The organism is Sulfitobacter guttiformis, from assembly GCF_003610455.1.
Lineage (GTDB): Bacteria > Pseudomonadota > Alphaproteobacteria > Rhodobacterales > Rhodobacteraceae > Sulfitobacter > Sulfitobacter guttiformis.
The window spans coordinates 1,102,201-1,126,548 of the sequence record NZ_RAQK01000002.1 but is presented as its reverse complement, the minus strand read 5'-3'; the positions used below and the strand labels follow the sequence as shown (position 1 = coordinate 1,126,548).

Annotated in this window: 24 protein-coding genes and 1 other RNA gene; 19 read left to right on the top strand and 6 right to left on the bottom strand. The window is 58.0% G+C overall.

What is annotated here, in order from left to right:
• Positions 1-468 precede the first annotated feature (468 nt).
• Positions 469-1,599, bottom strand: a complete 1,131-nt coding sequence (locus tag C8N30_RS18030) for a pseudouridine synthase (RefSeq protein ID WP_025061390.1) — start codon at positions 1,597-1,599, stop codon at positions 469-471.
• Between the two features lie 63 nt (positions 1,600-1,662).
• Between C8N30_RS18030 and C8N30_RS18025 the strand changes: the two genes are divergently transcribed.
• Positions 1,663-2,118 carry a nucleoside deaminase gene (locus C8N30_RS18025; protein ID WP_025061391.1) on the top strand — a complete coding sequence of 152 codons (456 nt, stop codon included), beginning with the start codon at positions 1,663-1,665 and terminating at the stop codon, positions 2,116-2,118.
• A 4-nt stretch (positions 2,119-2,122) separates the two neighbouring features.
• On the opposite strand, the gene C8N30_RS18020 is transcribed toward C8N30_RS18025, so the two are convergent.
• Positions 2,123-2,821 (bottom strand): metal-dependent hydrolase, encoded by a 699-nt coding sequence (locus C8N30_RS18020; RefSeq protein WP_025061392.1) that lies wholly within the window; start codon positions 2,819-2,821, stop codon positions 2,123-2,125.
• A 162-nt stretch (positions 2,822-2,983) separates the two neighbouring features.
• On the opposite strand from C8N30_RS18020, the gene gatC reads away from it, so the two are divergent.
• From gatC to C8N30_RS17985, 7 genes are all read left to right on the top strand, one after another.
• Positions 2,984-3,271, top strand: a complete 288-nt coding sequence (gatC, locus tag C8N30_RS18015; protein WP_025061393.1) for an Asp-tRNA(Asn)/Glu-tRNA(Gln) amidotransferase subunit GatC — start codon at positions 2,984-2,986, stop codon at positions 3,269-3,271.
• Positions 3,271-4,773, top strand: coding sequence for an Asp-tRNA(Asn)/Glu-tRNA(Gln) amidotransferase subunit GatA (gatA, locus tag C8N30_RS18010; RefSeq protein ID WP_025061394.1), 1,503 nt, complete (start codon positions 3,271-3,273; stop codon positions 4,771-4,773). The genes gatC and gatA overlap by 1 nt, the downstream gene beginning before the upstream one ends.
• Positions 4,774-4,815: 42 nt before the next feature.
• Entirely contained in the window at positions 4,816-5,571 is a 756-nt protein-coding gene (locus tag C8N30_RS18005) for a hypothetical protein (RefSeq protein ID WP_025061395.1), read from the top strand.
• 9 nt (positions 5,572-5,580) lie between these two features.
• Positions 5,581-6,216 (top strand): N-acetylmuramoyl-L-alanine amidase, encoded by a 636-nt coding sequence (locus C8N30_RS18000; protein WP_025061396.1) that lies wholly within the window; start codon positions 5,581-5,583, stop codon positions 6,214-6,216.
• A 52-nt stretch (positions 6,217-6,268) separates the two neighbouring features.
• Positions 6,269-6,695: RNase P RNA component class A (rnpB, locus tag C8N30_RS17995), an RNA gene on the top strand.
• 183 nt (positions 6,696-6,878) lie between these two features.
• Positions 6,879-7,046, top strand: a complete 168-nt coding sequence (rpmG, locus tag C8N30_RS17990) for a 50S ribosomal protein L33 (RefSeq protein WP_025061397.1) — start codon at positions 6,879-6,881, stop codon at positions 7,044-7,046.
• A gap of 83 nt (positions 7,047-7,129) precedes the next feature.
• Positions 7,130-7,819 carry a VIT1/CCC1 transporter family protein gene (locus C8N30_RS17985; RefSeq protein ID WP_025061398.1) on the top strand — a complete coding sequence of 230 codons (690 nt, stop codon included), beginning with the start codon at positions 7,130-7,132 and terminating at the stop codon, positions 7,817-7,819.
• An 80-nt stretch (positions 7,820-7,899) separates the two neighbouring features.
• On the opposite strand, the gene C8N30_RS17980 is transcribed toward C8N30_RS17985, so the two are convergent.
• Positions 7,900-8,676, bottom strand: a complete 777-nt coding sequence (locus C8N30_RS17980) for a Bax inhibitor-1/YccA family protein (RefSeq protein ID WP_025061399.1) — start codon at positions 8,674-8,676, stop codon at positions 7,900-7,902.
• Positions 8,677-9,645: 969 nt separating this feature from the next.
• On the opposite strand from C8N30_RS17980, the gene hisN reads away from it, so the two are divergent.
• The 3 genes from hisN to C8N30_RS17965 are packed head-to-tail and all read left to right on the top strand — an operon-like array spanning position 9,646 to position 12,238.
• Positions 9,646-10,437 (top strand): histidinol-phosphatase, encoded by a 792-nt coding sequence (gene hisN, locus C8N30_RS17975; RefSeq protein ID WP_037968186.1) that lies wholly within the window; start codon positions 9,646-9,648, stop codon positions 10,435-10,437.
• On the top strand, positions 10,434-11,780 hold the full coding sequence (locus C8N30_RS17970) for an 8-oxoguanine deaminase (protein WP_025061401.1): 1,347 nt from the start codon (positions 10,434-10,436) through the stop codon (positions 11,778-11,780). The genes hisN and C8N30_RS17970 overlap by 4 nt, the downstream gene beginning before the upstream one ends.
• On the top strand, positions 11,780-12,238 hold the full coding sequence (locus C8N30_RS17965; protein WP_025061402.1) for a CAP domain-containing protein: 459 nt from the start codon (positions 11,780-11,782) through the stop codon (positions 12,236-12,238). The genes C8N30_RS17970 and C8N30_RS17965 overlap by 1 nt, the downstream gene beginning before the upstream one ends.
• An 18-nt stretch (positions 12,239-12,256) precedes the next feature.
• On the opposite strand, the gene guaD is transcribed toward C8N30_RS17965, so the two are convergent.
• Positions 12,257-13,552, bottom strand: a complete 1,296-nt coding sequence (gene guaD, locus C8N30_RS17960) for a guanine deaminase (protein ID WP_025061403.1) — start codon at positions 13,550-13,552, stop codon at positions 12,257-12,259.
• A gap of 134 nt (positions 13,553-13,686) precedes the next feature.
• Between guaD and mgtE the strand changes: the two genes are divergently transcribed.
• From mgtE to C8N30_RS17935, 5 genes are all read left to right on the top strand, one after another.
• Positions 13,687-15,081: a magnesium transporter gene (mgtE, locus tag C8N30_RS17955; protein WP_025061404.1), complete on the top strand. Its 1,395-nt coding sequence runs from the start codon at positions 13,687-13,689 to the stop codon at positions 15,079-15,081.
• A gap of 2 nt (positions 15,082-15,083) precedes the next feature.
• Entirely contained in the window at positions 15,084-15,635 is a 552-nt protein-coding gene (locus C8N30_RS17950) for a 5-formyltetrahydrofolate cyclo-ligase (RefSeq protein ID WP_084273555.1), read from the top strand.
• A 128-nt stretch (positions 15,636-15,763) separates the two neighbouring features.
• Positions 15,764-16,576, top strand: coding sequence for a TIGR00282 family metallophosphoesterase (locus C8N30_RS17945; protein ID WP_025061406.1), 813 nt, complete (start codon positions 15,764-15,766; stop codon positions 16,574-16,576).
• Positions 16,573-17,511: a DMT family transporter gene (locus C8N30_RS17940; protein ID WP_025061407.1), complete on the top strand. Its 939-nt coding sequence runs from the start codon at positions 16,573-16,575 to the stop codon at positions 17,509-17,511. The genes C8N30_RS17945 and C8N30_RS17940 overlap by 4 nt, the downstream gene beginning before the upstream one ends.
• Positions 17,512-17,532: 21 nt before the next feature.
• Entirely contained in the window at positions 17,533-19,305 is a 1,773-nt protein-coding gene (locus C8N30_RS17935) for an SLC13 family permease (RefSeq protein ID WP_025061408.1), read from the top strand.
• An 80-nt stretch (positions 19,306-19,385) separates the two neighbouring features.
• On the opposite strand, the gene C8N30_RS17930 is transcribed toward C8N30_RS17935, so the two are convergent.
• Positions 19,386-21,158: an SLC13 family permease gene (locus C8N30_RS17930; RefSeq protein WP_025061409.1), complete on the bottom strand. Its 1,773-nt coding sequence runs from the start codon at positions 21,156-21,158 to the stop codon at positions 19,386-19,388.
• 176 nt (positions 21,159-21,334) lie between these two features.
• Here C8N30_RS17930 and C8N30_RS17925 point away from each other — a divergent pair, with 176 nt between their 5' ends.
• Positions 21,335-22,078, top strand: coding sequence for a YebC/PmpR family DNA-binding transcriptional regulator (locus tag C8N30_RS17925; protein ID WP_025061410.1), 744 nt, complete (start codon positions 21,335-21,337; stop codon positions 22,076-22,078).
• Between the two features lie 132 nt (positions 22,079-22,210).
• On the opposite strand, the gene C8N30_RS17920 is transcribed toward C8N30_RS17925, so the two are convergent.
• Entirely contained in the window at positions 22,211-22,459 is a 249-nt protein-coding gene (locus C8N30_RS17920) for a hypothetical protein (protein WP_025061411.1), read from the bottom strand.
• A gap of 287 nt (positions 22,460-22,746) precedes the next feature.
• Here C8N30_RS17920 and C8N30_RS17915 point away from each other — a divergent pair, with 287 nt between their 5' ends.
• Positions 22,747-23,346, top strand: coding sequence for a LysE/ArgO family amino acid transporter (locus C8N30_RS17915; protein ID WP_025061412.1), 600 nt, complete (start codon positions 22,747-22,749; stop codon positions 23,344-23,346).
• Positions 23,347-23,385: 39 nt separating this feature from the next.
• A complete protein-coding gene (locus C8N30_RS17910; RefSeq protein ID WP_025061413.1) occupies positions 23,386-24,288 on the top strand; it encodes a DMT family transporter in 903 nt (300 codons plus the stop codon).
• Positions 24,289-24,348 lie beyond the last annotated feature (60 nt).

The following is a 24,348-nucleotide window of genomic DNA, read 5'->3' as shown; positions in this document are numbered from 1 at the left end:
TTTACGAAACGGTTTCGGTCCCATCGGTCCCCCAGTTGCAGCCCATTACGCGCCGCAGTTACCATATTATAATCCCGCTGTAGCGGGGATTCTAGTGTTGCTCGGTGTTGTTCTGCACCGCTGTGGTATTATCGGTGCCGTCTACCCGCCTTGATGAACAGTAAATTCGGGGGGGGCCCTATCGGGTTCTCGCGCAAGCCAAAGATGGCAAGATGCTGAAAACGATATTAGTTTTCGGTACTGGTATTCGGCTATGACTTTGCACCTGCTGCTGCCTCGGGTCTGTGGGATCGTGGAGGGTGCCCGCTAAGCGCCGTCTCAAGCGCTGACAGCGCCGAATCAGGGTGCCGTTAAAGGAGCAACCACCCCGCGTCCTGCCGGAAAATTGCTGCTTTGCTCGGGAACCGCAACACCCGATTAGGGTTAAACAATCTGACAAGACCACCCTGTCGGAAGCCGAAGTTCCGCCTAACGGCTGCCTTGCCCTTTTGGCCGCCATTTCCCGCCACTTGAGGGTTTGCCGGATGGTTTCCCCGACGGCTTTCCGGCTGTGCTACCGGATGGGGCCTCCGCGGGTTTTGCGGCGCCTTTTCCAAATACCTTACCGAATACTCTGCCAGCAGGTTTCGCGCCGCGTGCAGGGGCATCGCTGCGCTTGGCTGCTTCACGTGCGGCTTTATCGGGACGGTATGATTTTGCGACCTTGCCCCGTGGTACGCGCCCGTCTTCGTCCACGTCACGCGCACGCGGCAGTCCCGGTTGGCCCGGTCCGCCAAATTCGCCCTTGTGAACAGGTTTGCGTTTGAAGCCGCGTTTGACTTGGGTCGGCGCGGCTGGCGGCTCGCCCAACAGTGATTCTGCCTCCGGTCCCAATTGGTCGCGCAGCACTTTGCGGCGGATTTCCTCGACAGCGCCCTGTTTGATCTCGCCCAGTTGAAACGGACCATAGCTGACGCGGATCAAACGGTTCACGCTCAGCCCGACCACTTCCATAGCGCGCCGGATTTCGCGGTTCTTGCCCTCGCGTAGACCGACCGTCAGCCATGCGTTGGCGCCTTTTTGACGGTCCAGCACAACTTCCATCGGCTGGAAGGGCTCACCCTCTGCGATTATGCCTTTGCGCAAAGGCTCTAATTCTTCGTCGGTGGGGCGCCCGTTTACGCGAACGCGGTAGCGGCGCAACCAGCCCGTCGATGGCAATTCCAACAGGCGCTTAACACCGCCATCGTTGGTCAGGAGCAAAAGCCCCTCGGAATTAAGGTCGAGGCGCCCAATGCTCATCACGCGGGGCATATCGGCGGGCAGTCCTTCGTAAATCGTCTCGCGCCCCTTTTCGTCATTGTCAGTTGTCACAAGGCCGCGGGGTTTGTGATAGAGCCACAAGCGCGCAGGTTCGGCCGCGCCCACAGGCTTTCCGTCTACAACGATGCGGTCTGTCGCCGTCACGTTGAGGGCAGGCGACGAGATCACCTTGCCGTTCACGCTCACGCGGCCGGCTTCGATCATCCGCTCTGCCTCGCGCCTGCTGGCGATGCCTGCGCGGCTGAGGATCTTTGCAATGCGGTCGCCGTCTGGCGCAGGGGATGTGCTGTCATTCATACCAAATCCCATAGCGCAACCGCCCCTCTTGCGAAAGGAGGTGTTTTGCATCCATCAAGGGGGATGGATTTTACGTCTCACATGGAAGCCGCCCTTGAAGAAGCCCGCGCAGCGCAAAGCCGTGGCGAGGTGCCGGTAGGTGCGGTGGTCGTCACGCAAGCCGGCGAGATAGTCGGAAGCGCAGGCAACCGCACGCGCGCTGATAATGATCCCACCGCGCACGCCGAGATCCTCGCGATCCGGCAGGCCTGTGCGCACCTCGGATCAGAGCGGCTGACAGGGTGCGCCCTGTATGTGACGCTTGAGCCATGTCCGATGTGCGCAGGTGCTATTGCTGCGGCACGTATTGCAAAGCTTTATTATGGCGCGTCCGACCCGAAATCGGGCGGGGTGGCCAGCGGGGCAAGGGTATTTACCCATCCGCAATGCCACCACACGCCCGAAGTGTTTGACGGAATATCCGAACGTGCCGCCGCCACCCTTTTGCGCGACTTCTTTGCAGGGCGGCGCGGCCTTTAGGTTGCTAGAGCTTGATCGGGTGCATGACCTGCGGTTCCAACACCGAGGTTCCGGGCAATACGCCGTTGATAAGCGCATCGGCAGTTTGCTCGAGCATTGGCATCGTCTTGTAATGGCAAGGAATCACCACGTTGAAGTTGAAATAGGTCCGTGCCGCATAGGCTGCCATTTCCATATCCATCGTGAAGTGCCCGCCTGCCGACAGAATGCCAATATCGGGTTTGTAGTAATCGCCGATCCACGACATGTCCGCCATCAGCCCTGTATCACCGGAGATGTAGATGCAGCGGCCTTCACCGCGCAGGATAAAACCGGATTCGTTGCCCATATAGAGGCGCACACCGTCGACCTCCGCGGCAGAGGAGTGCGAGGCTGGCACCATGCTGGCCCGGACCGCATCCCCCAGCGGGATCGTCCCGCCCATGTTGAATGTGGACCCCTCGACAGCACCCTGGGCGTGAAGATGCGCGGCAAGTTCATACATACCCGATACCGGCGCGCCCGTGTCCTTAGAGATTTGGACAACATCCGCGATATGGTCGAAATGTCCGTGGGTGACCAGAATATGCGTGGCACCGGCCACCGCTGCACTGTGCTGGTCGGCAGGCAGCATGGGATTTCCCGTCAGCCAGGGGTCTACCAGAATGACTTGATCTTCGATCTCGATGCGGAATGATCCGTGGCCTAGCCAAATGATATTCATGAAAACTCTCCTGCTGGTAATTTGTGCACAGTTTACCGGATCGCACTGCAATGGCGAGAGGGGTTGTGCACAATCGCGGGGGCAGGCGGAGGGGGCTGCGCGCATGGCTTGCTTGCGGCGCACGGGGGCGGTAGAGGACAGATAAGCAGATGAGGAACCGTTATGTCGATTGATGAAAGCACTGCCGCGCGCGTGGCGAAACTGGCCCGGATCAAGGTTGAGCCCGGGGCACTTCCTGCCTTGGCGCAGGAATTCAACACTATTCTGGGATTCATCGAGCAACTGGCCGAAGTAGATATCGAGGGCGTAGAGCCGATGACTTCGGTCACGCCGCAAAGCATCAAGCGCCGTGTCGATGTCGTCGCTGACGGTGACATGCAGGATGCGATCCTGAAAAATGCGCCGGACGCGCGCGAAGGCTTTTTTGCCGTGCCGAAGGTAGTTGAATAATGCCAAATCGTGATAAAACCGAACTGAATAAAATGGGTCTTGCCGAGGCGCGTGATCTTTTGCGCAAAGGCGAGACAACTTCGAAAGAACTCACCGAGGCCTGTCTGAAGGCGATCGAGGGTGCAGGCGCGCTTAACGCGTTTGTGCATCATACGCCGGAGATCGCGCTGGAACGTGCGGCCGCTGCGGACCTTCGGCTAAAGGCCGGTGACGCGCCTGCGATGTGCGGTCTGCCCATCGGTATCAAGGATCTGTTCTGCACCAAAGGGGTGCCATCGCAGGCCGCGAGCCGGATTCTCGAGGGATTCAAGCCCGAATACGAATCGACCGTGAGCCAGAATCTGGCTGACGCAGGTGCGGTCATGCTGGGCAAGCTCAACATGGACGAATTCGCCATGGGCTCCTCGAACGAGACTTCGGCCTATGGTAACGCAATAAACCCGTGGCGTCGCGAGGGCGCGGATACGCCGCTCACACCCGGTGGATCTTCGGGTGGCTCTGCTGCTGCTGTGGCCGCTGATCTGTGCCTTGCGGCAACAGGCACCGATACAGGCGGCTCGATCCGCCAGCCTGCTGCGTTCACCGGCACCGTTGGGATTAAACCGACCTATGGCCGTTGTTCGCGCTGGGGCATTGTTGCTTTCGCCTCATCGCTGGATCAGGCGGGACCAATGACAAAGAACGTGCGCGATGCGGCGATCATGCTTGAGGCGATGTGCAGCTATGACGCCAAAGACAGTACAAGCGCGGATATTCCGGTACCGAACTTCGAGGCCGCACTGACAGGTGACATACGGGGCAAGAAAATCGGTATTCCCAAGGAGTACCAAATGGACGGCATGCCCGCAGAGATTGAAAAGCTCTGGGCTGATGGCGCTGCCATGCTCAAGGACGCAGGCGCCGAGATTGTCGATATATCCTTGCCGCATACCAAATATGCGTTGCCTGCCTATTACGTGATCGCACCTGCCGAGGCGTCATCGAATCTGGCGCGGTATGACGGGGTGCGCTATGGCCATCGTGCAAAGATTGATGCTGGTGATGGTATCACTGAAATGTACGAGAAAACCCGTGCCGAAGGATTCGGACCAGAGGTCCAGCGCCGCGTGATGGTCGGGACTTATGTTCTGTCCGCCGGTTTCTACGACGCCTATTACAACCGTGCCCGTCGCGTGCGCACTTTGATCAAAAAAGACTTTGACGATGTGTTTGCCGCCGGTGTGGACTGTATCCTTACGCCTGCAACCCCCTCTGCCGCGTTCGGTTTGGGCGAAATGACCGATGCTGACCCGATCAAAATGTATCTGAATGATATTTTCACAGTCACCGTCAATCTTGCTGGTTTGCCAGGTATTGCAGTGCCCACAGGCACGGATGCACAAGGCCTTCCTTTGGGCTTGCAGCTGATCGGCCGGCCTTGGGAAGAGGCCGATCTGCTGTCTTCCGCCTATGCGCTTGAACAGGCGGCGGGTTTTGTAGCCAAGCCGCATAAATGGTGGTAAACGGCCCCTCTAACGCGGAACATAATGCAGGCGATTGAGATGATGAGTGTACGATTTGGTTTTGGTATCTGCGCAATGCTCGCCGTTGCAGCCTGTCAGCCGGCAGCGCCGGAGGATAGCCGCTTTGGTGTTGGCTTCGACCAGACTTTTGATGCACAACGCGCCAATCGTGACGCCGCACTAGCGGGCACAAACGCTTTTCCATCCGCGCCGCCGATCAGCGCACAGCCATTGCCATCCGCCCCGGTCGCTGGCTCTGCCGAGGATACTGCCGCCCAGACTGCGGCGATTCTGGCTCAAACCGGACAGCAATCTGATACTGAGGGCCTTTCCGCTGCTGCCTATAACTCTGGTATCGCACCGTTGAATGCCAGTCCGGCTAACGCGGCACCTGCTGTTGTGAACTCTGCCACGGGCATCAGTGAGGAAAACAATTTCGATGCCGTGTCCGGCCAGCGCAGTATCGAAAGCGATGCGGCGCGGATTGCCGCCAACCGCGCACAGTATCAGGTAATCCAGCCGACTGCCTTGCCCGAGCGGACGACGACCGGCCCGAATATCGTAGCATATGCATTGTCCACGACCCATCCCGTTGGAACCAAGGTTTATCGGCGCAACCGTTTTAATGCGGAGCGGAAATTCTACCGCAGCTGTGTCGAGTTCCGCCATCAGGATCAGGCACAAATCGCCTTCCTCGAGGCGGGCGGCCCCGAGAAGGACCGTAATGGTATGGACCCCGACGGCGACGGCTATGCCTGCCGATGGGATCCGGCAGTGTTCCGCAACGTCAGCGGCTAAGGCTGCCGGATGTTGCGCGTCCAAAGCTCGCCGAACTGCGGACCGCGCCGTGACGGGCTGACGCCCACCCTCATCGTTATACATTACACCGCAATGGAGAGCGCGCAGGCCGCCGTTGAGCGTTTGTGTGATCCTCGGGCGGAAGTGTCTGCGCATTATCTTATTGATGCGCAGGGGGCCGTGACACGCATGGTCGAGGAAGACCAGCGCGCTTGGCACGCCGGTGCCGGCGAGTGGTCCGGCATGAACGATATAAACTCGCGCTCCATAGGTATCGAGTTGGACAACCGCGGCACACACCCTTTTTCTGCGCCGCAGATGGATGCCCTTGAAGTATTGCTGGGGGGTATCATGCAGCGTTGGAAGATCCCTGCTGCGGGTGTGATTGGCCATTCGGACATGGCACCGGGGCGCAAATCCGATCCCGGTCCGCATTTTGACTGGGCTCGGCTGGAGCGTGTGGGGCTCGCACAGGGGGGCACGCTGCGGCCAACAGGGGCGTTGGATGCCTCCGCGTTCAGGGAAGCTGCTCGCAGCGCAGGCTACACCGCGAAAGCCGATGGTGATATGTTGCTGCGCACCACCCGCCTGCGGCATGCACCGTGGCGTACGGGGCCCTTGCAGGCGGCGGACTTCAGGTTTTAACGAAACATGCCCATTGACCGACCGACCGCCAAGCAGGTAGTGCGTTGCTTGCGCGGAAGGCTGGATGACTGCTGTACCCTTCGCGGGGTAGGGAGGAAAGTCCGGACTCCAATAAGAAACGGTGCCGGGTAACGCCCGGGCGGGGCAACCCGACGGAAAGCGCCACAGAAAATAGACCGCCTGTCAGTCCAGAGCTTGCTCCGGGTCCCTGTCAGGTAAGGGTGAAACGGTGGGGTAAGAGCCCACCGCGCGGCTGGTAACAGCGGCGGCATGGCAAGCCCCACTTGGAGCAACGCCAAATAGGGACCGCGTGCCGTATCGGCCTTTCGGGGCAGATCGGCGGAGCCTCTTATGCTCCAGCAGGTCCGGGTTGGCGGCTGTAGCTGTGTCGGCAACGGCATGGTCAGAGGAATGGTCATCTATGACGTATCGCTTGCGGTATGTCGGGACAAAATCCGGCTTACAGGCCTTCCGCGCAAACATAGGGGGGTCCTCGCCGCAATTTTGGAAACGCTGCACAGGAATTTTACAAAATTCCGCCTCTCCGAGGGTGGCGTTTGGCGATACGGGGTTGACTCGGGTGCTGGCAGGGGTAGAACCCGAAACTCAGAGATTATGCGCGGCTATCAAGGGATATGCAGCGCCGCACAGGAGAATACAAAATGGCTAAGCCAACCACGATCAAGATCCGTCTGAACTCGTCCGCGGGCACAGGCCATTTCTACGTCACCAAAAAGAACGCGCGCACCATGACCGAGAAAATGGTTATGAAGAAATACGACCCCGTAGCGCGCAAGCACGTTGAATATAAAGAAGGCAAGATCAAGTAAGATCTCCTTTTCTTTACGACCCAAAGCAGGGGAGCCATGATAGATCGTGGCTCCCTTTGCATTTGTTGCTGCAGGAAATTGCCATGCCACGCGAAGGCCACTTCATTAACCGCTCAAACAGGCTTCGCGCGGCCATGTTGGGTGCAAATGATGGTGTTGTATCGATCTCGAGTTTGATGATCGGTGTGACAGCCGCAGGCATGGTGCGTGGCGATATATTATTGACCGGATTGGCCGGACTGGTGGCTGGCGGGCTCTCAATGGCCGCGGGAGAGTATATCTCAGTCTCGACGCAGGCAGATGTCGAGGAGGCTGATCTGGAGCGTGAGCGAGTCGCGCTGATTGAAGATCCCGAGTACGAGCTTGACGAGCTGACCGAAGGTCTCGAGGCGCGCGGCGTAGAGAGCGATCTTGCGCGCGAAGTAGCAAAGCAGATGACCGACCACGATGCCCTTGGTGCGCATGCGCGTGAAGAGTTGGGGATGTTCGGGCTTGCAGGGCAGGCTGATCCCCATCAAGCGGCAGTGTATTCCGGAGCTGCCTTTGCGCTGGGGGCGGGGCTGCCGTTGATTGCTGCTGTCGTTACGCCTGTGGGCATAGCCGGCCCGGTTATTGCAGCAATTGCCATCCTTACTCTCTGTCTGTCGGGGGCTTTGGGTGCGCGTCTGGGCGGCACGCCGGTGATGTCTGCGGTGCGCCGTGTGGCGCTTATGGGGGGGGCGGCAATGCTGTTGACGTGGGGCATAGGGAGTAGCTTTAACATATCCCACTAACCAAAGAAGCGCTTGTCCACGACGTAAAAAAAGCCGCCCCCGAAGGAGCGGCTTTTCGTAATTTCAAAACTTGGCGGATGTTACTCGCGGTTGCCGAACAGTTGCAGCAACATCATAAACATGTTGATGAAGTTCAGATAGAGGCTCAGCGCGCCCATGATCGCAGATTTACCCAACCACTCTGTGTCGCCATGCTGTGCGTGGGCTACATAGTCCGTCTTGATGCGCTGGGTATCATAAGCTGTCAGACCGGCGAAGATCAGCACACCAATTGCGGAAATCGCAAATGTCAGTGCAGAGCTTGCGAGAAAGATGTTGATGATCGACGCTGCGATCAGGCCGATCACACCCATGATCAGGAAGCTACCCCAGCCGGAGATATCTTTCTTTGTGGTGTAGCCATAAATCGACAAACCCGCAAAAGCGATAGACGTGATCAGGAATACCTGAATGATCGACGCGCCTGTAAAGACAAGAAAGATCGAGCTGATGGACAGGCCCATCACGAAAGCAAAGGCGTAGAACATGATCTGCGCTGTAGCAGCCGACATCTTGTTGATCATGGCGCTAAACGCGAACACCATCGCCAGTGGGGCGAACATAACAACCCACTTCAGCGGGGAGGCGTAGAGCGCTTGGCCCAAACCTGTAAGATACTGACCCTCACGAAGCGCCATCGTGGCGTTTGCCGGATCGGATGTAACCGCGAGGCCCGAAATCGCCCAAGCGGCGGCGAATGTAATCAACATGCCTACGGACATTGTCCCGTAGACTTTGTTCATGTGTGCACGCAGGCCCTGATCAATCGCGGCGGTGCGGCTTCCGGCACTGGTCCGGATTGTATTCACGTCTGCCATGTAAAACTCCCTAAAGCTGGCCCGCGAAACGGTTTTCCGACGGGTACAGGGCTAATATCGGCACAGGGCGCAGGTATTTCAAGGTTTTTCGGTCGGGTTTTTAGAGTTGGCTGCACTTCCTTCATTAAAGTTCGTCCAAAGCGTCGATCATGCCTTCTTTCATTATCTGACTAGCGCGGATTAATATCGCGGTGTGGGTTAGGATCATAGCCAGCAAAGGCGCGGCGCTTTCGCCAAAAAGAGGGGGGCGTGCGCAGGAATATCCAATGAGTGTTGAGTTTCCGGAGGAAAAAGTCAGGGCGGTCCACCAGCGATCTGATGAACGCGCCGCCTCATACACCGATGACTAATATTTGTTTTAAAAAGGCGCATAGACAGAGTGAGCATTATTGCCCCCTCCGACGCCGGTCGGCAATGTTGAAGGGATCTTTAACTATAAAAATTGCGCGCTTTGGTCGCAGGGGTGCGGGTGGCGTGAGGTGCGCAGTTCATGGCGGCGGGTCGGCATGTCGTGCAGGTTCTAGCGCACTTTCGCCCGCCTTTATTGCGTTGCGCCTGATCACACGAGCGTGTCATCGCATAGGCTGCTATGGACCGACAACTGCCCCGCTGACTAGCCCGGTGTCAGCATCCCTCTGGCCCTGCCGACGGAAATAGAGGAATCAGAGTACCGGCAATTGATGCGAATCGATCATTGGATTTCCTTGTCTGAAATGTCCGACAGCGCATCATTCTCTTCTCCAAGCGGGGGAGCAAACCTGACACAACCTGCAATTGGTTGGGTTGTTGCACACCCGCCTAATCAGGAGGGAGCGGCTGCACACACGCATCACCGACAAGCGGGCGGAATAACAGGCGTTGCCCGTTTTCGCGCCAATGGTCTGCCCTAATTTAGCTTCAAATCAGATGTGCAGGCTTGCATGGCAGGCGCGGGAGTGAGACGGTTTCACTATGAACATTGATAGTAAAATGACAAAAGAGCTCACCCGCGTGGCCCATCTGCTGGCGGATGCGGCAGGTGAGGTGATCGCGCCCTATTTCCGCAGTGAGGATCTGGGGCAGGATAATAAGCTGGTCGGCGGCTATGATCCTGTAACCGAGGCCGATCGTGCAGCCGAGGCGGCGATGCGCGATATCCTCGGACGTGAGCGGCCCGATGATGCCATTCTGGGTGAGGAAATGGGCGAAAAATCCGGTACAAGCGGTCTGATTTGGGTTCTTGATCCGATTGACGGCACACGCGGGTTTGTTTCGGGCACACCCACATGGGGGGTGCTGATCGCGGTCGGCGGCCAGTCTGGTCCCGTCATCGGCATTGTGGATCAGCCCTACATCGGAGAGCGGTTTATTGGCACGCCACAGGGAGCCACCCTGATCCGCGGCGGGGCAGGCCGCCCCATTAGGACACGTGGACCGCGACCACTCAGCGAGGCGGTTGTTTTCACCACCTTCCCCGAGGTGGGCAGCGCACAGGAGGGGGCCGCGTTCAGGGCCGTTGCCGCACAGGCCCAGCTTACGCGCTATGGCATGGATTGCTACGCATACGCCCTTGTTGCGTGCGGTCAGGTCGATCTGGTGATCGAGGCCGGTTTAAACGCCTATGATATTCAGGGACCGCAGGCGCTAATCGAGGCAGCAGGCGGTGTTGTAACCGGCTGGGATGGTGGGCCCGCCCACAACGGGGGCCGCGTGATTGCCGCCGCCAACACCGCGATACACGCCGAAGCGTTGGTCATCTTGCAAGAGGTGCTTTCGGGATGAGTGTAACCCTGCTCCGCAACGCCGATATGGTTCTGACCATGGATGATACGCGCCGCGAGCTTGTGAACGCCGATATCATGATGCGCGATGGCGCGATCAGCGGCATAGGAGACGGACTGGTGGCACCAGCGGGGGCCGAAGTAGTCGATGCCTCAGGGTGTTTGGTAACACCGGGTCTGGTTAACACACACCACCACCTGTTTCAAAGCCTGACCCGTGCTGTGCCCGGCGGGCAGGATGCGCTGCTGTTTGGTTGGTTGCGCACGCTTTATCCGGTGTGGCAGCGTTTCACGCCGGATCATATGTTTGTCTCGGCGCAGGTCGGACTGGCGGAGCTTGCTCTGTCGGGCTGTACGCTAAGTTCGGACCATCTTTATCTCTATCCCAACGGTTCGCGGCTCGAGGATACGATCCACGCTGCGTCCGATATCGGTCTGCGGTTTCACCCCACCCGTGGCGCGATGAGCATCGGAGAAAGTGCGGGCGGCCTGCCGCCAGACGCATTGGTTGAAGAAGAGGCGGCAATTCTTGAGGATTGCATCCGTGTGATAGACGCATTTCATGATCCCGCCGAAGGGTCGATGTGCCGTGTCGGCATCGCCCCATGCTCGCCCTTCTCGGTGAGTACGGACCTGATGCGCGACGCGGCGATCCTGGCGCGGGACAAGGGCGTGATGTTGCACACCCATCTGGCCGAAAACGATGAGGATATCGCCTATTCCCTTGAGAAATTCGGCTGCCGTCCCGGTGAATACGCCGAGATGCTTGGCTGGGTTGGCAGAGATGTGTGGCACGCCCATTGTGTCAAGCTTGACGCCGCTGAAATCGCGCTCTTTGCAGCAACGGGAACTGGGGTGGCACATTGTCCGTGTTCCAACTGCCGTCTGGGCAGCGGGATCGCACCGCTACGCGCAATGCGCGATGGTGGTGTTCCGGTCGGCCTCGGGGTGGACGGATCGGCCAGCAACGATGCCGGCAATCTAGTGTCGGAGGCGCGACAGGCGATGCTGCTACAGCGGGTAAGTTTGGGCGCTAATGCCATGAGCGCGCGAGAGGCGCTCGAGATCGCGACGCGCGGAGGGGCAGATGTTTTGGGGCGGCCTGATTGTGGGCGAATCGAGGTGGGCAAACGCGCCGATATAGCGGTGTGGGACATGACGGGCGTTGAGGCGGCCGGATCATGGGACATGGCGGCGCTGTTGTTGGCGGGGCCGACCACCGTGCGTGATCTTTTTGTTAACGGATCTGGTATAGTTCGTAACGGTCAGATCACCACAGTCGATATGGCAGCACTCCTTGCGCGCCAAAGGCGAATGGCGGTCACTCTCAGGGAGGCAATGTAATGCGCCTAGTATTTGGTTTGATTTTTGCAATAGTGCTTGGTGCTTGCGGACCGACGGGCTCTGCCCCAGTGCAGAGCGCAACATCGGTAATCGGCGGGCCTGCCGCAGACCGGCTGAATAATATCCGTGCACGCGCAGGGCTGGGGGCAGTGAGTCGCAATCCGATTCTGGACGCTGCGGCGTTGAGGCATGCCGATGATATGGTATCCGCAAATTTCTTTAGCCATACCGGAAGCAATGGTTCAACTGTGGGTAAACGCGTCAAAGCCGCTGGCTACCGATGGTGTACTGTTGCCGAGAATATCAATAAAGGATATTCTGGACGATCAGCAGCGATTGAGGCATGGCGCACGTCGCCCAGTCACTTCCGTAATATGACAAACCCGAAAGTCCGGCATTTTGGCCTCGCGAATGTAGGCGATGTGTGGGTAATGGTTCTTGCGGCGAAACGCTGCTAATCGGACGTCTTTCTGCGCTCAGGCCGTGACGCAGGTACCGGCAATCCATGTAGCGCGCAGCGCGCGATCATCCCCCATCATGATAGTGGCGAAAACATCCTCCCATACGGAGTAGGAGCGGTTGGCACGTTGCGCAATTGCCGCCGTGGAGCGTAGATCGAGAACCGCAATATCCGCAAAATGCCCCTGTTCGAGCGTGCCGATTTGCCCGCTTAAATGTAGGGCATCGGCTGATCCGGCCGTGGCCAACCACAAAAGTTGCGCCGCATGCAGGGCGTGACCGTGATGCTGTGCTGCCTCATAGGCCGCTGCCATCGTCCGCAACATTGAAAAGGACGATCCGCCGCCGGTATCCGTAGCCAGCCCCAGAGGAATGCCACGTGCTGCCAGTGCAGGCAAATTCAGCGCGCCGGAGCCTATGAACATATTCGAAGTGGGGCAATGGATCACGCGGCCTTGGACCTCTGCGAGGCGGTCAACCTCGCGCGGGGTCAGGTGGATCGCATGACCGTAAAGACCCCGTGCGCCAAGCAGCCCGTGGACCTCATAAGTATCTAGGTAGTCGCGTGCATCGGGGAACAGGCTATGCACCCATTCGACCTCGTCGGTCTGCTCGCTCAGGTGAGTTTGCATCAGGCAGTCGGGATGTTCGGCCCATAATGTGCCCAAAGCGCTTAGTTGCTCGGAGGTCGACGTCGGCGAAAAACGCGGTGTAATTGCATATTGCGCACGTCCCTTACCGTGCCATCGCGCAATCAGTTCCTTGCTGTCATCATATGCCGATTGCGCCGTGTCGCGCAAATCATCGGGGGCATTGCGGTTCATGCAGGTCTTGCCGGTCACCACGCATTGCCCGCGCAGCGCCGCGGCTTCGAAAAGGGCATCTACGCTGGCGGGATGGATCGTCGCAAACGATGCGACGGTTGTGGTGCCATTGGCCGCTGTCAGGTCAAGATAGCGCGCCGCGATCCTCGCAGCATAGGCCGGATCGGCAAACCGCGCCTCTTCGGGAAATGTATATGTATTGAGCCAGTCGATCAGGCGCTTACCCCAGCTTGCAATCATCGCCGTTTGCGGAAAATGCACATGGGCATCGACAAACCCCGGACAAATCAGATCATCACCATATGAGATCACATGCGCTTGTGGATGTGCCGATTTGAGCGCGGCAGCATCGCCTACCGCCGCAATGCGCGCGCCCTGCATTAAAACCGCGCCGGCGCTGTCGATGCGCACACATTCCTCCCACGGCTCATGCAAAGGATTGCCGCAAAAGGTGAGTGTCTGACCGGTAAGAAGGGTGCTTTTTTCCATATACATATCTGTACCTTTTTGCGCTGTGCAGGCAATGGTCAGATGCCGGTCAGTGCGGCAAAATCGGAGGCTGCCGGCATTGTGGTCCGGCCCCCGCCTGCTATGTTATGGCAAAATAGAAAAAGGGTGCGCGTATGTTGGATCAAGTTGAAGAGACGGGCCCCGAACAAGAAGAGCCAGAGGCGTACACGCTGGGCAAGCGCGATGTTGCCGCGATACTTTATGCTGTTGAGATCGACGACCGCGAAAAACTGGTCGAGCTCATGGAACCGCTGCACGCGGCTGACATCGCCGACCTTCTCGAGCAGATCAGCGCATTCGAGCGTGCCCGCCTGATCCGTCTCTATGACCTCGAATTCGATGGCGAGATCCTCTCGGAACTTGATGAGGCGATCCGGGACGAGGTTATCGCCCTGCTGACCCCGGAAGTATTGCAAGAAGCGATGCGCGAGCTGGACAGCGACGATGTGGTCGACATTCTTGAAGACCTCGAGGATGCGCAGCAGGCCACTATTATGGGGGCGCTTGACGAGGGCGACCGTGCCGCTGTGCAGCAGGCGATGTCGTATCCCGAATATTCTGCCGGCCGTCTGATGCAGCGCGAAGTGGTCATGGCACCCGAACACTGGACCGTGGGCGCCGCAATTGACCATCTGCGCAAGACACCCGAAGCGGAACTGCCTGACCAGTTCTATCACATCATCATCGTTGATCCGCGCTTGCATCCCGTTGGGAATGTCACATTGGGCAAGCTGATGCGCTCCAAACGCGAGACAAAGCTAACGGCGCTGTTCGAAGAAACATTCAAGGTATTTTCCGCCACACAAGTCGAGGGTGACGTAGCTTACGCCTTTAACCAGTACCACCTCATCTCTGCACCTGTGGTCGACGAGGATGGCCGCCTGATCGGGGTTATCACCATTGATGATGCCATGGCTGTCCTTGATGAGGAGCACGAGGAAGACATCCTGCGCCTTGCAGGTGTTGGCGAAAGCTCGCTTTCGGACCGCGTGATCGAGACGACGAAGCAACGCCTGCCATGGCTTGCGGTGAACCTTGCAACCGCAATCGCCGCCTCCATGGTTATATCCCAGTTCGAAGTCGCATTGGCGCAGATCGTGGCCCTTGCGGTGCTGATGCCGATTGTGGCGTCCATGGGCGGGAATGCGGGCACCCAAAGCCTCACGGTGGCAGTGCGTGCATTGGCGACAAAGGACCTCACCGGTTCGAACGTTTGGCGGGTGATCCGGCGCGAATGTCTGGTTGGACTTATAAATGGCACAATATTTGCCATTGTGATGGGAATTGTTGGCATCATCTGGTTCGGCTCTCCCGCGCTGGGCGGGGTGATCGCAGTGGCTATGGTAATCAACATGGTTGTGGCGGGATTGGCCGGCACTGGCATCCCCATCGTGCTGGAGCGTGTGGGCGTGGATCCCGCGCTTGCCTCTGGTGCCTTTGTGACAACTGTAACGGACGTGGTCGGATTTTTTGCCTTTCTCGGGCTGGCCGCTGCCGTTCTGCTGTGAGTTTGGCCGAGATCAAGGCGGCCGCACGCACAGCGGCATTTGCCCGCCGCAAGCCCCTTTTCGCAGGTGCTACGGCGGCGCAAGCCGGATATCTCAGCGAGGTTCTGGCGGGCTATCGTGGTGTACCGGTTTCAGGATTTATGCCGATCCGGACAGAGATTGACCCACGTCCGGCCATGGCCGAAGCCGCAGCTTACGGGCCGGTCGGTGTCCCTGTGATCGAGGCTGCGGCAAAACCGCTTAAATTCGCCCGCTGGATACCGGACACTGTGATGGTTGCGGGGGCTTTTGGTGCTGCTGTGCCAGCACAACTGGAGTTATTCGAGCCTGAAATCCTGATTGTGCCTTTGCTCGCGTTTGACCGCTCTGGCGGGCGGCTGGGGTATGGCGGCGGGTATTATGACCGGACCCTTGAGGTGCTGCGCGCCAAACGTGCGACCCTCGCTATCGGGTTTGCATTCGCGGGTCAGGAAGTGGACGCGGCCCCCCTTGAATTAACTGACCAGCCGCTCGATCTGGTGGTGACTGAGACCGGCATTATCGAGATTTCCTGAAAACCTGAATTTTTCGATAGATCGGTCCTGAATTAGTCTCTTCGCACACAGGCCAAGGCTGCGGTGACTTCCACAATACAGTGCCTTCACCCTTGCACAGGCGGGCTCTGGCCCTTAACGCTGGGGTCATGAAAATACTCTTTCTTGGTGATGTAATGGGCCGCGCCGGACGCCGCGCCATTACCGAAAATCTGGCCCGCCTGCGGACCGAATGGAAACTTGATTTCATCGTAGTCAACGGTGAGAATGCGACCTCTGGCATGGGCCTGTCCGGGCAACATGCGAAGGATCTGCTGGAGGCGGGGGCCGATTGTCTCACGCTGGGCGACCATTCCTTTGATCAAAAGGATATGCTGGCATTCATCGAGCAGGAACCGCGCATCATCCGCCCGCTCAACTTCTCGAAAAATGCACCCGGTAAGGGCGCAAAGCTGTTTAAAACCCGCACAGGTAAGCAGGTTCTTGTGACGCAGGCGCTGGGCCAGGTGTTTATGAAGCGGCCCTTTGATGATCCGTTCTCGGCGCTGGATACAGTGCTTAAAACCCATCCTCTTGGCGGTTTGGCCAATGCGATCATCGTCGACATGCACTGTGAGGCGACCTCGGAGAAAATGGCGATGGGCCACTGGTGTGACGGGCGCGCTTCGCTGGTCGTGGGGACCCATACCCACGTGCCAACGTCCGATGCAATGATCCTCAAGGGCGGGACCGGCTATCTTACGGATGCAGGGATGTGCGGTGATTACAATTCCGTCATCGGTATGGAAAAAACAGAGCCGCTGCGCCGGTTCATCACCGGCATGCCAAAAGAACGCTTCACGCCCGCAAACGGGGAGGCGACCCTGTCAGGTGTTTATATTGAAACCGATGACAAGACCGGCCACGCCACACGCATTGTTCCCGTCCGTCAGGGTGGTGCCCTGCAACAGAGCGCGCCTTGAGCCAACACGATCTCAGTCGCCGTGATATCTTGCTTTTTAGCGGCTTTCTGGTGCTTATGGGCGCAGGTTGGGGCGCGACCCAGCCCCTGACCAAGATTGCGGTAAGCACCGGCTACGGCCCGTTCGGCCTTCTGGTCTGGCAGCAGGCCTTGGGTGCGATACTCATGCTGGTGGTTTGTGCCGTGCGCGGTGTCGGGCTGCCGCGTCATACTGGTGCTCTTCGCGCCTATCTGGCGATCGCGTTGATCGGCGCGGTGCTGCCGAATTCAATCTCATACAGCGCGGCGGTGCATCTGCCTGCGGGTATCATGTCGCTGTTGCTCAGCATCATTCCGATGTTTGCCTTTTGTATCGCGCTGCTGCTGCGTAACGACAGCTTTGCGTGGCGTCGGCTGGCCGGTCTGTGCTTTGGCTTGGTTGGGGTTATGATCGTCATCGTGCCCTCCGTCGATCTGGGCGAAGCGGTGCCTGTGGGCTGGGCTGCCGTCTATCTGGTTGTGGCAATGTTCTATGCCTTTGAGGGTAATTACGTTGCAAAATGGGGTGTTGCAGGCCTCGATCCTTTCCAGCTGATGCTGGGAGCATCGCTTGCAGGATTGGTAATTGTAGCGCCGGTTATGCTTATGACCGACCAGACTGTCGTGCCGCAATGGCCTGTGCCAAAGCCGCAGCTTGCACTGGCCGCAGCCTCGCTGATCCATGTATTGGTATATGCCAGTTATGTTTGGCTGGTGGGGCGTGCAGGGGCCGTTTTCGCGGTTCAGGTCAGCTATATGGTGACAGGTTTTGGCCTGTTCTGGGCGTGGCTTGTCTTGGGTGAGGCCTTCTCAAGTGCGATCTGGCTGGCGCTCGCGGCGATGTTTGCTGGTATGTATCTGGTCCAGCCGCGCCCCAAAGCAGCCCTTGAAGCAGTAACGACAATCAGCGACACTTGATCACTTATCAAAGGCGGTCCAATGCAACTCTTTGAACTTTCTCAATTCTCGCAGGCAATTCTGGCGCTAACTATCGTTGCGATCATGTTTATCATGTTCTTGCGCGAAACGCTGCCTACGGAAGTGGTCGCGCTTGCGGGGGCGGCATCGCTTCTGGCATTTGGATTGTTGCCCTATGATGATGCGCGCATGGTGCTGTCGAATTCGGCACCTTGGACAATTGCTGCGATGTTTATCGTTATGGGTGCGTTGGTGCGCACCGGCGCGCTCGAAGTGCTCACGAGTATGGCGGAAAAATACGCCCGCACCAACCCGAAGCTGGCGGTGGTCGGTGTGATCCTGTCGGTGATGGGTGCCTCCGCTATCATGAATAATACACCCGTTGTAGTCGTGATGATCCCGGTCGTGGTGCAATTGTCGAAGACACTTGGAACAAAGGCATCAAAGCTGCTGATTCCGCTGAGTTATGCTGCGATCATGGGCGGCTCTCTCACGCTCATCGGGACCTCGACAAACCTGTTGGTGGACGGGGTCGCGCGCGCCCAAGGCCTCGAGCCGTTTGGCATTTTCGAGATATTGCCTATCGGTCTGGTCGTTTGTACGTGGGGCCTCATCTATATGGCTACTATCGGACGACGGCTGCTGCCCGAGCGTGACAGCATGGCTGGAATGCTGAGTGACCGGTCGAAGATGAAGTTTTTCTCCGAGGCGGTGATTCCGCAGGACAGCAACCTGATCGGCCGCGAAGTTCTTGACGTGCAGTTGTTCAAACGTGACGGCGTGCGTCTTATCGACGTCGTGCGTGGAGATGCCTCACTGCGGCGCATTCTCAAGGATGTTGTTCTGCAAACTGGCGACCGCGTGGTGTTGCGAACCCAAATGGCAGAGCTATTGAGCCTGCAAGCCACGCCCGAGCTTAAGCGCGTCGATCAGGTATCGGCGGTCGAGACAACTACCGTAGAGGTATTGATCACACCGGGGTGCAAGATGATCGGTCGCAGCCTTGGTGCGCTGCGGTTGCGGCGGCGCTACGGGGTGTATCCGTTGGCGGTGCACCGCCGGAACCAAAACATCGGGCGGCAACTGGATGACATGGTGGTGCGCGTGGGCGACACGCTGCTGCTAGAAGGTGCCGCAGAGGACATTAACCGCCTTGCTGTAGATATGGACATGGTTGACGTGAGCACGCCGTCACAGCGTGCCTATCGTCGCGGTCATGCGCCCATTGCTATCGCTGCCCTCGCAGCGATTGTGATCCTTGCGGCGCTCAACGTGGCACCGATCCTGATGCTGGCGGTGATTGCCGTGGCTGTTGTGCTCGTTTCGGGCTGTATCGATGCGGACGAGGCATTCTCGTTCATCGACGGCCGCCTGCTGGCGCTGATTTTTTCGATGCTGTGTGTCGGGGCAGCACTTCAGCATACAGGGGCGGTGCAGATGATCGTCGACGCCATATCTCCCGCGCTGGGGACGCTGCCACCCGGGATGGTTATTTTCTGTGTTTTTCTGCTGACCACTATTCTAACCGAGATTGTCTCGAACAATGCAGTGGCTGTTATTATGACCCCGATTGCCATTTCGCTGGCGGATGCGCTGGGTATGGATGCCCGCGGACTGGTGGTGGCGGTAATGATCGCAGCGTCCTGCGCCTTCGCCACGCCGATTGGCTATCAGACAAACACGCTGGTTTACGGGCCCGGCGGCTATAAGTTCACTGACTTCATGCGCGTGGGTATTCCGCTGAATCTGTCGATGTCCCTGATTGTCAGCGCGATCATTCCGCTCATCTGGTGACAGGCAGGTAAGGGCCTGACTGCCCTCCTAAACCTATCGGAAAGGAACAATGGGAAACCGCGCCCAGAGCTGTTGCCAATTCAAAGGGGCCAGAACACTAGAATCGCAGGGATAGAGACTGCAACCACGATTATTTCGAGTGGCAGACCGATGCGCCAATAATCCCCAAATCCGTAACCGCCCGGCCCGAGGATCAGAGTGTTATTCTTGTGCCCGATCGGGGTCAGGAAGGCAGAGGACGCAGCGATGGCCACGGCCATAAGGAAAGGGTCGGGGTTCACGTCGAGGGTCTGTGCCATCTGGATGCCGACAGGGGCTGCAACAATGGTCGTGGCGGTATTATTAAGTACATCCGACAAGGTCATCGTTACAATCATCAGCACTGTCAGCACGGCCCATGCAGGCATACCCTGCGTGAGGGTCACCAGCGAGCCCGCGATAAGCTCGGTCCCGCCTGATTTCTCCAGCGCGGCCCCCAAGGGAATCATTGAGCCCAAGAGTACGATCACCGGCCATTCGATGTGTGTGTAGAGCTCTGACAGGGGGACAATTTTGGCAAGAACATATGCGACAACGACGATCCCGAGGGCGACGGGTAGATAGACCAGACCCAGAGACGCGGCTGTAACGGCACCCGCAAACAAACCGATGGCAAGCCAGACCTTGCTGTTTTCGGTAACCGCGAGGCCGCGGTTCGCAAGAGGCAGCACTCCTAGCCATTCGGAGACATCATCGCCTGTGTCGCGGGGAACCAACAACAACAGGATGTCGCCGGGCTTCAACTCGGTCTTGCGCAACTGCGAGGTGATTTTGCGGCCGCGCCGCGATATTCCCAGCAAGACGGTGCGTTGGCGCCACGCCAGCCCCACTTTTTGTGCTGTGCGCCCTGCAAGGCGACTTTCGCCGGTGACGACAACTTCGATAATTTCGACGCCTTCGCCGTCTGCGCGCAGGCTTTCTTCGCGCTCCTGGTCCGCAACTGCCAGATCAAGGGTTGACCGGAATTCGTCGAGTGCGTCCGGCGTTGCCTCAAGGACGATAGCATCGCCTGCGCGCAGTTCAGAGTTTTGTGCACGACCATAGCGGCGTTTGCCGTCCCGCATGAGCCCGATGATTGTAACGTCGGATTTGTCGGCTTCTTCTTCCAGTTCTGACAGGCGCTTGCCAATGTGCTTGCTGCCCTCGGGCACAACCAGTTCGGCGATATAGGCGTCCAGATCCTCGGCGCTGATGCTGGCGTCTTCTCGCGCTGGAATAAATCGCCACCCGACAAGTGCTACAAAGGTCAGTCCTGCGATTGCGGCGATCCCTCCCACAGGGGCAAAATCGAACATTTTGAACGGCGCGCCCAGACTTTCCTCACGGATCGCGGCGATGATGATGTTGGGCGGTGTACCGATCAGGGTTACCATGCCGCCCAGAATGGTCGCAAACGAGAGTGGCATTAGCGACAGGCCGGGTGCCCGCCCAGCTTTGCGCGCCGTCTGGATATCGACGGGCATCAACAGCGCAAGGGCTGCCACGTTATTCATAAATGCCGAAAGAATGCCACCCACAGCCCCCATAAGAGTGATGTGCGCCCCAAGGCTGCGCGAGGAATCAATAAGTGTGCGGGTGATAAGCAGCACGGCGCCCGAGCGCACCAGCCCCGCCGAGACAACGAGCACGAGCGCCACTACCAGCGTAGCGGGGTGACCAAACCCGTCGAACGCATCCTTGCTGTCGACAACGCCCAGAACAACACCGGCCAGCAGCGCGGAGAACGCAACAATATCATACCGGAAGCGCCCCCAGAGCAGCATGCCGAACACGGCACCGAACAGGCAAAAGAGGATGATCTGGTCTTGGGTCATGTGTGCATTCCTGCTGCGGGTTTTGCACTTGATAGACAGCGCCGCGCGGGATCGCCAGTTGTCATTGCGCGCCAGCCCGCCTGAGAAGGTGAAAGCGACGATAAATATGGGAACACTTGAAGGCAGGGGCCGCTCTGACATATAGAGACGCAAATCATTTTACGTCGGAGATAGACATGGCAGGCCATTCGAAATGGGCAAACATCCAGCACCGCAAGGGGCGTCAGGATAAACTGCGCTCTAAGATGTTCTCGAAATTTTCCAAGGAAATTACGGTTGCGGCCAAGATGGGAGACCCCGATCCCGATAAGAACCCCCGCCTGCGTCTGGCGGTGAAGGAGGCCAAGCAGGCCTCGATGCCCAAGGACAATATCGACCGCGCAATCAAGAAGGCGACAGGGGGCGATGCGGAGGACTACGAAGAAATCCGCTATGAGGGTTATGGGACAAACGGTGTTGCGGTGATCGTCGAGACGATGACCGACAATCGTAACCGCACCGCATCTGTTGTCCGCTCGACCTTCACCAAATATGGCGGCAATCTCGGTGAGACCGGAAGCGTGGGCTTTATGTTCGATCGCAAGGGCGAGGTTATGTACCCCGCTTCTGTAGGCGATGCCGACACAGTGATGATGGCCGCGATCGAGGCTGGTGCCGAAGATGTAGAGAGCTCCGAGGACGGGCATGTGATTTATTGCGCAGACACCGATCTGAACGAGGTTTCAACCGCGCTCGAGGCGGTGCTGGGCGAGAGTGACAGCACCAAATTGATATGGCAGCCCACCGTTACGACCGAGCTGGACCTTGAGGGCATGCAAAAGCTGATGAAGCTGATTGATGCGCTGGAAGATGATGATGATGTACAGCGTGTTACAGCGAATTTCGAGGCTTCGGACGAGGTGATGGAAGCGCTTGAATAACTCAATCACACTTGCCTAAAGTAGCAAAAGCCGCCGCATCTACATGCGGCGGCTTTTTGCATTATTGCGGTTTCGACAACAAAAAACCGCCCCGAAAGGCGGCTGTTGCTGCGCGGGTTAGTCGGTGGTGCTTCAGGTCGCTTGACGCATGGAACGCAAAATCCCCCAAAGGCCGCTTGGCTCTGGGCGGCGGTTGCCTGTGTTCTCGCGCTGGCTCGACACTGTGGCAAGCAAACGCTTTACGTCATTGAGGCGTGACAAAGCGCCGTGTCCGCCGGCACTTGCCTGCATGCGTAGGATTTTTGACTGTGTCTCAAGCGCATTCGCAATAAGATCCAGTTCACTCGTGCTGATTTCCAGCTTCTTGGTTGTCTCGTTCATCTGCTTTTCCTTCAAATCTGTCGTGTAGATAAGCACTCGTATCAATATACGCCAGTGCAGACCGTTCAGTTTCACGTGAGGCACCGAAATAATACAAAATTTTCGGTGCCCTTAGGTAAAGTGTTGATACCGAACAGAAGATTTTTTGGTGTTTACAAAAGTAAATTACAACGAGACCGCGTTACACGCAAAACGCAATGACGTGAGCGGTTTGTGACAGGCTGGACAAGCTACTGGCGCAGCTCTACCCCCAGCCACGATGCCCGAGCGATAGAAGGAAGCTAAGCATGATGTCATCGTTCGTCCCCGGCTTTCTCCTGAGCCTATCGCTAATTCTCGCGATCGGGGCACAGAACGCATTTGTGCTTCGACAGGGCGTGCGGCGCGAGCATGTGTTCTGGGTGTGCCTGACGTGTGCGATCACTGATGCGCTGCTGATTAGCGCGGGCGTCGCAGGGTTTGGCGCATTGGCAGTAGCGGTGCCTTGGTTCGAGACGGCAATGCGCTTTGGCGGTGCTGCGTTCCTGTTTGTCTACGGTACGCGTGCAGCAATAAGTGCATTGCAAGGGGGGGCAGTGCTTGAACCAGCGGGCGAAAATGGCCAATCGCTCAAACGGACGATCCTGACGTTGCTTGCCATCACCTTTCTCAATCCCCACGTCTATCTTGATACTCTTGTCCTTGTTGGATCAATTTCGGCGCAATACCCGGATAGGGTTGCCTTTGCCGCTGGTGCAATCTCGGCCAGTGCTATCTTCTTCTTCATCCTCGGCTACGGTGCGCGGCTGTTGCAGCCGGTTTTTGCAAGGCCCGTAAGCTGGCGTATCCTCGATGGGCTGATCGCAGTAACGATGTGGGCAATATCGGCGGCGCTGCTACTCGGTTAAGCGCTTGCGCCGCATCCGTAATTGCGTTCAGGTTGCCAGATGGTAACCCGAAATCCCCAACGGCCGCTCGCCGGTATCTTCTGGATGCTGATGACCGGCGTTTGTTTTATTATGGTAACGGCACTGGTGAAAACCATGGGGCCGCGACTGCCTCCCGGGGAGGCGGCATTCTTGCGCTATGCCATGGGTCTGGTGTTTTTGTTGCCCTCGCTCGGCACGATCCGTAACGCCCACCTGACAAAGCGTCAGTGGACGCTGTTTTCATTGCGCGGGCTGTGCCATGCGGGGGGCGTAATTCTGTGGTTTTACGCGATGGTGCGCATTCCCATCGCCGAGGTAACTGCAATGGGCTATCTCGCGCCGATTTATGTAACTGTAGGTGCGGCACTATTTCTGGGGGAGCGGTTGGCCACTCCACGCATCGTTGCTGTTTTACTGGGGCTGGCAGGTGCCGCGATAATCCTCCGACCCGGTTTCAGGGAGGTGAGTGATGGCCACATTGCAATGCTGATCGCAGCCTTTGTTTTTGCCGGCAGTTATCTTGTGGCGAAGGTGCTCGCCGATGAGGTCAAGCCAAGCGTTGTCGTTGCCATGCTGTCGGTTTTCGTGACGATCGGTCTGGCCCCCTTTGCTGCTGCCGACTGGATAACGCCAAACGCGCGAGAGCTGGCATTTTTGGCCAGTGTAGCAATGTTTGCAACGGCAGGGCACTACACAATGACCCTCGCCTTCGCGGCAGCACCGATGACCGTGACCCAGCCTGTTACCTTTCTTCAACTCATCTGGGCCACGCTTCTGGGGCTTTTGTGGTTTGGCGAAGCTGTTGATATCTGGGTGGTTTTGGGCGGTATTGTGATACTTGGCTCGGTTACATTCATCACTTGGCGTGAGGCGATGCTCAAGCGGCAGGTGACGCCGGACGCCCCCGCCACGAAGGTCTGACTTTATATTGATTGACTGATCAATCTAAAACGGTCACGTTCCGCAGCATGTTTAGAATAC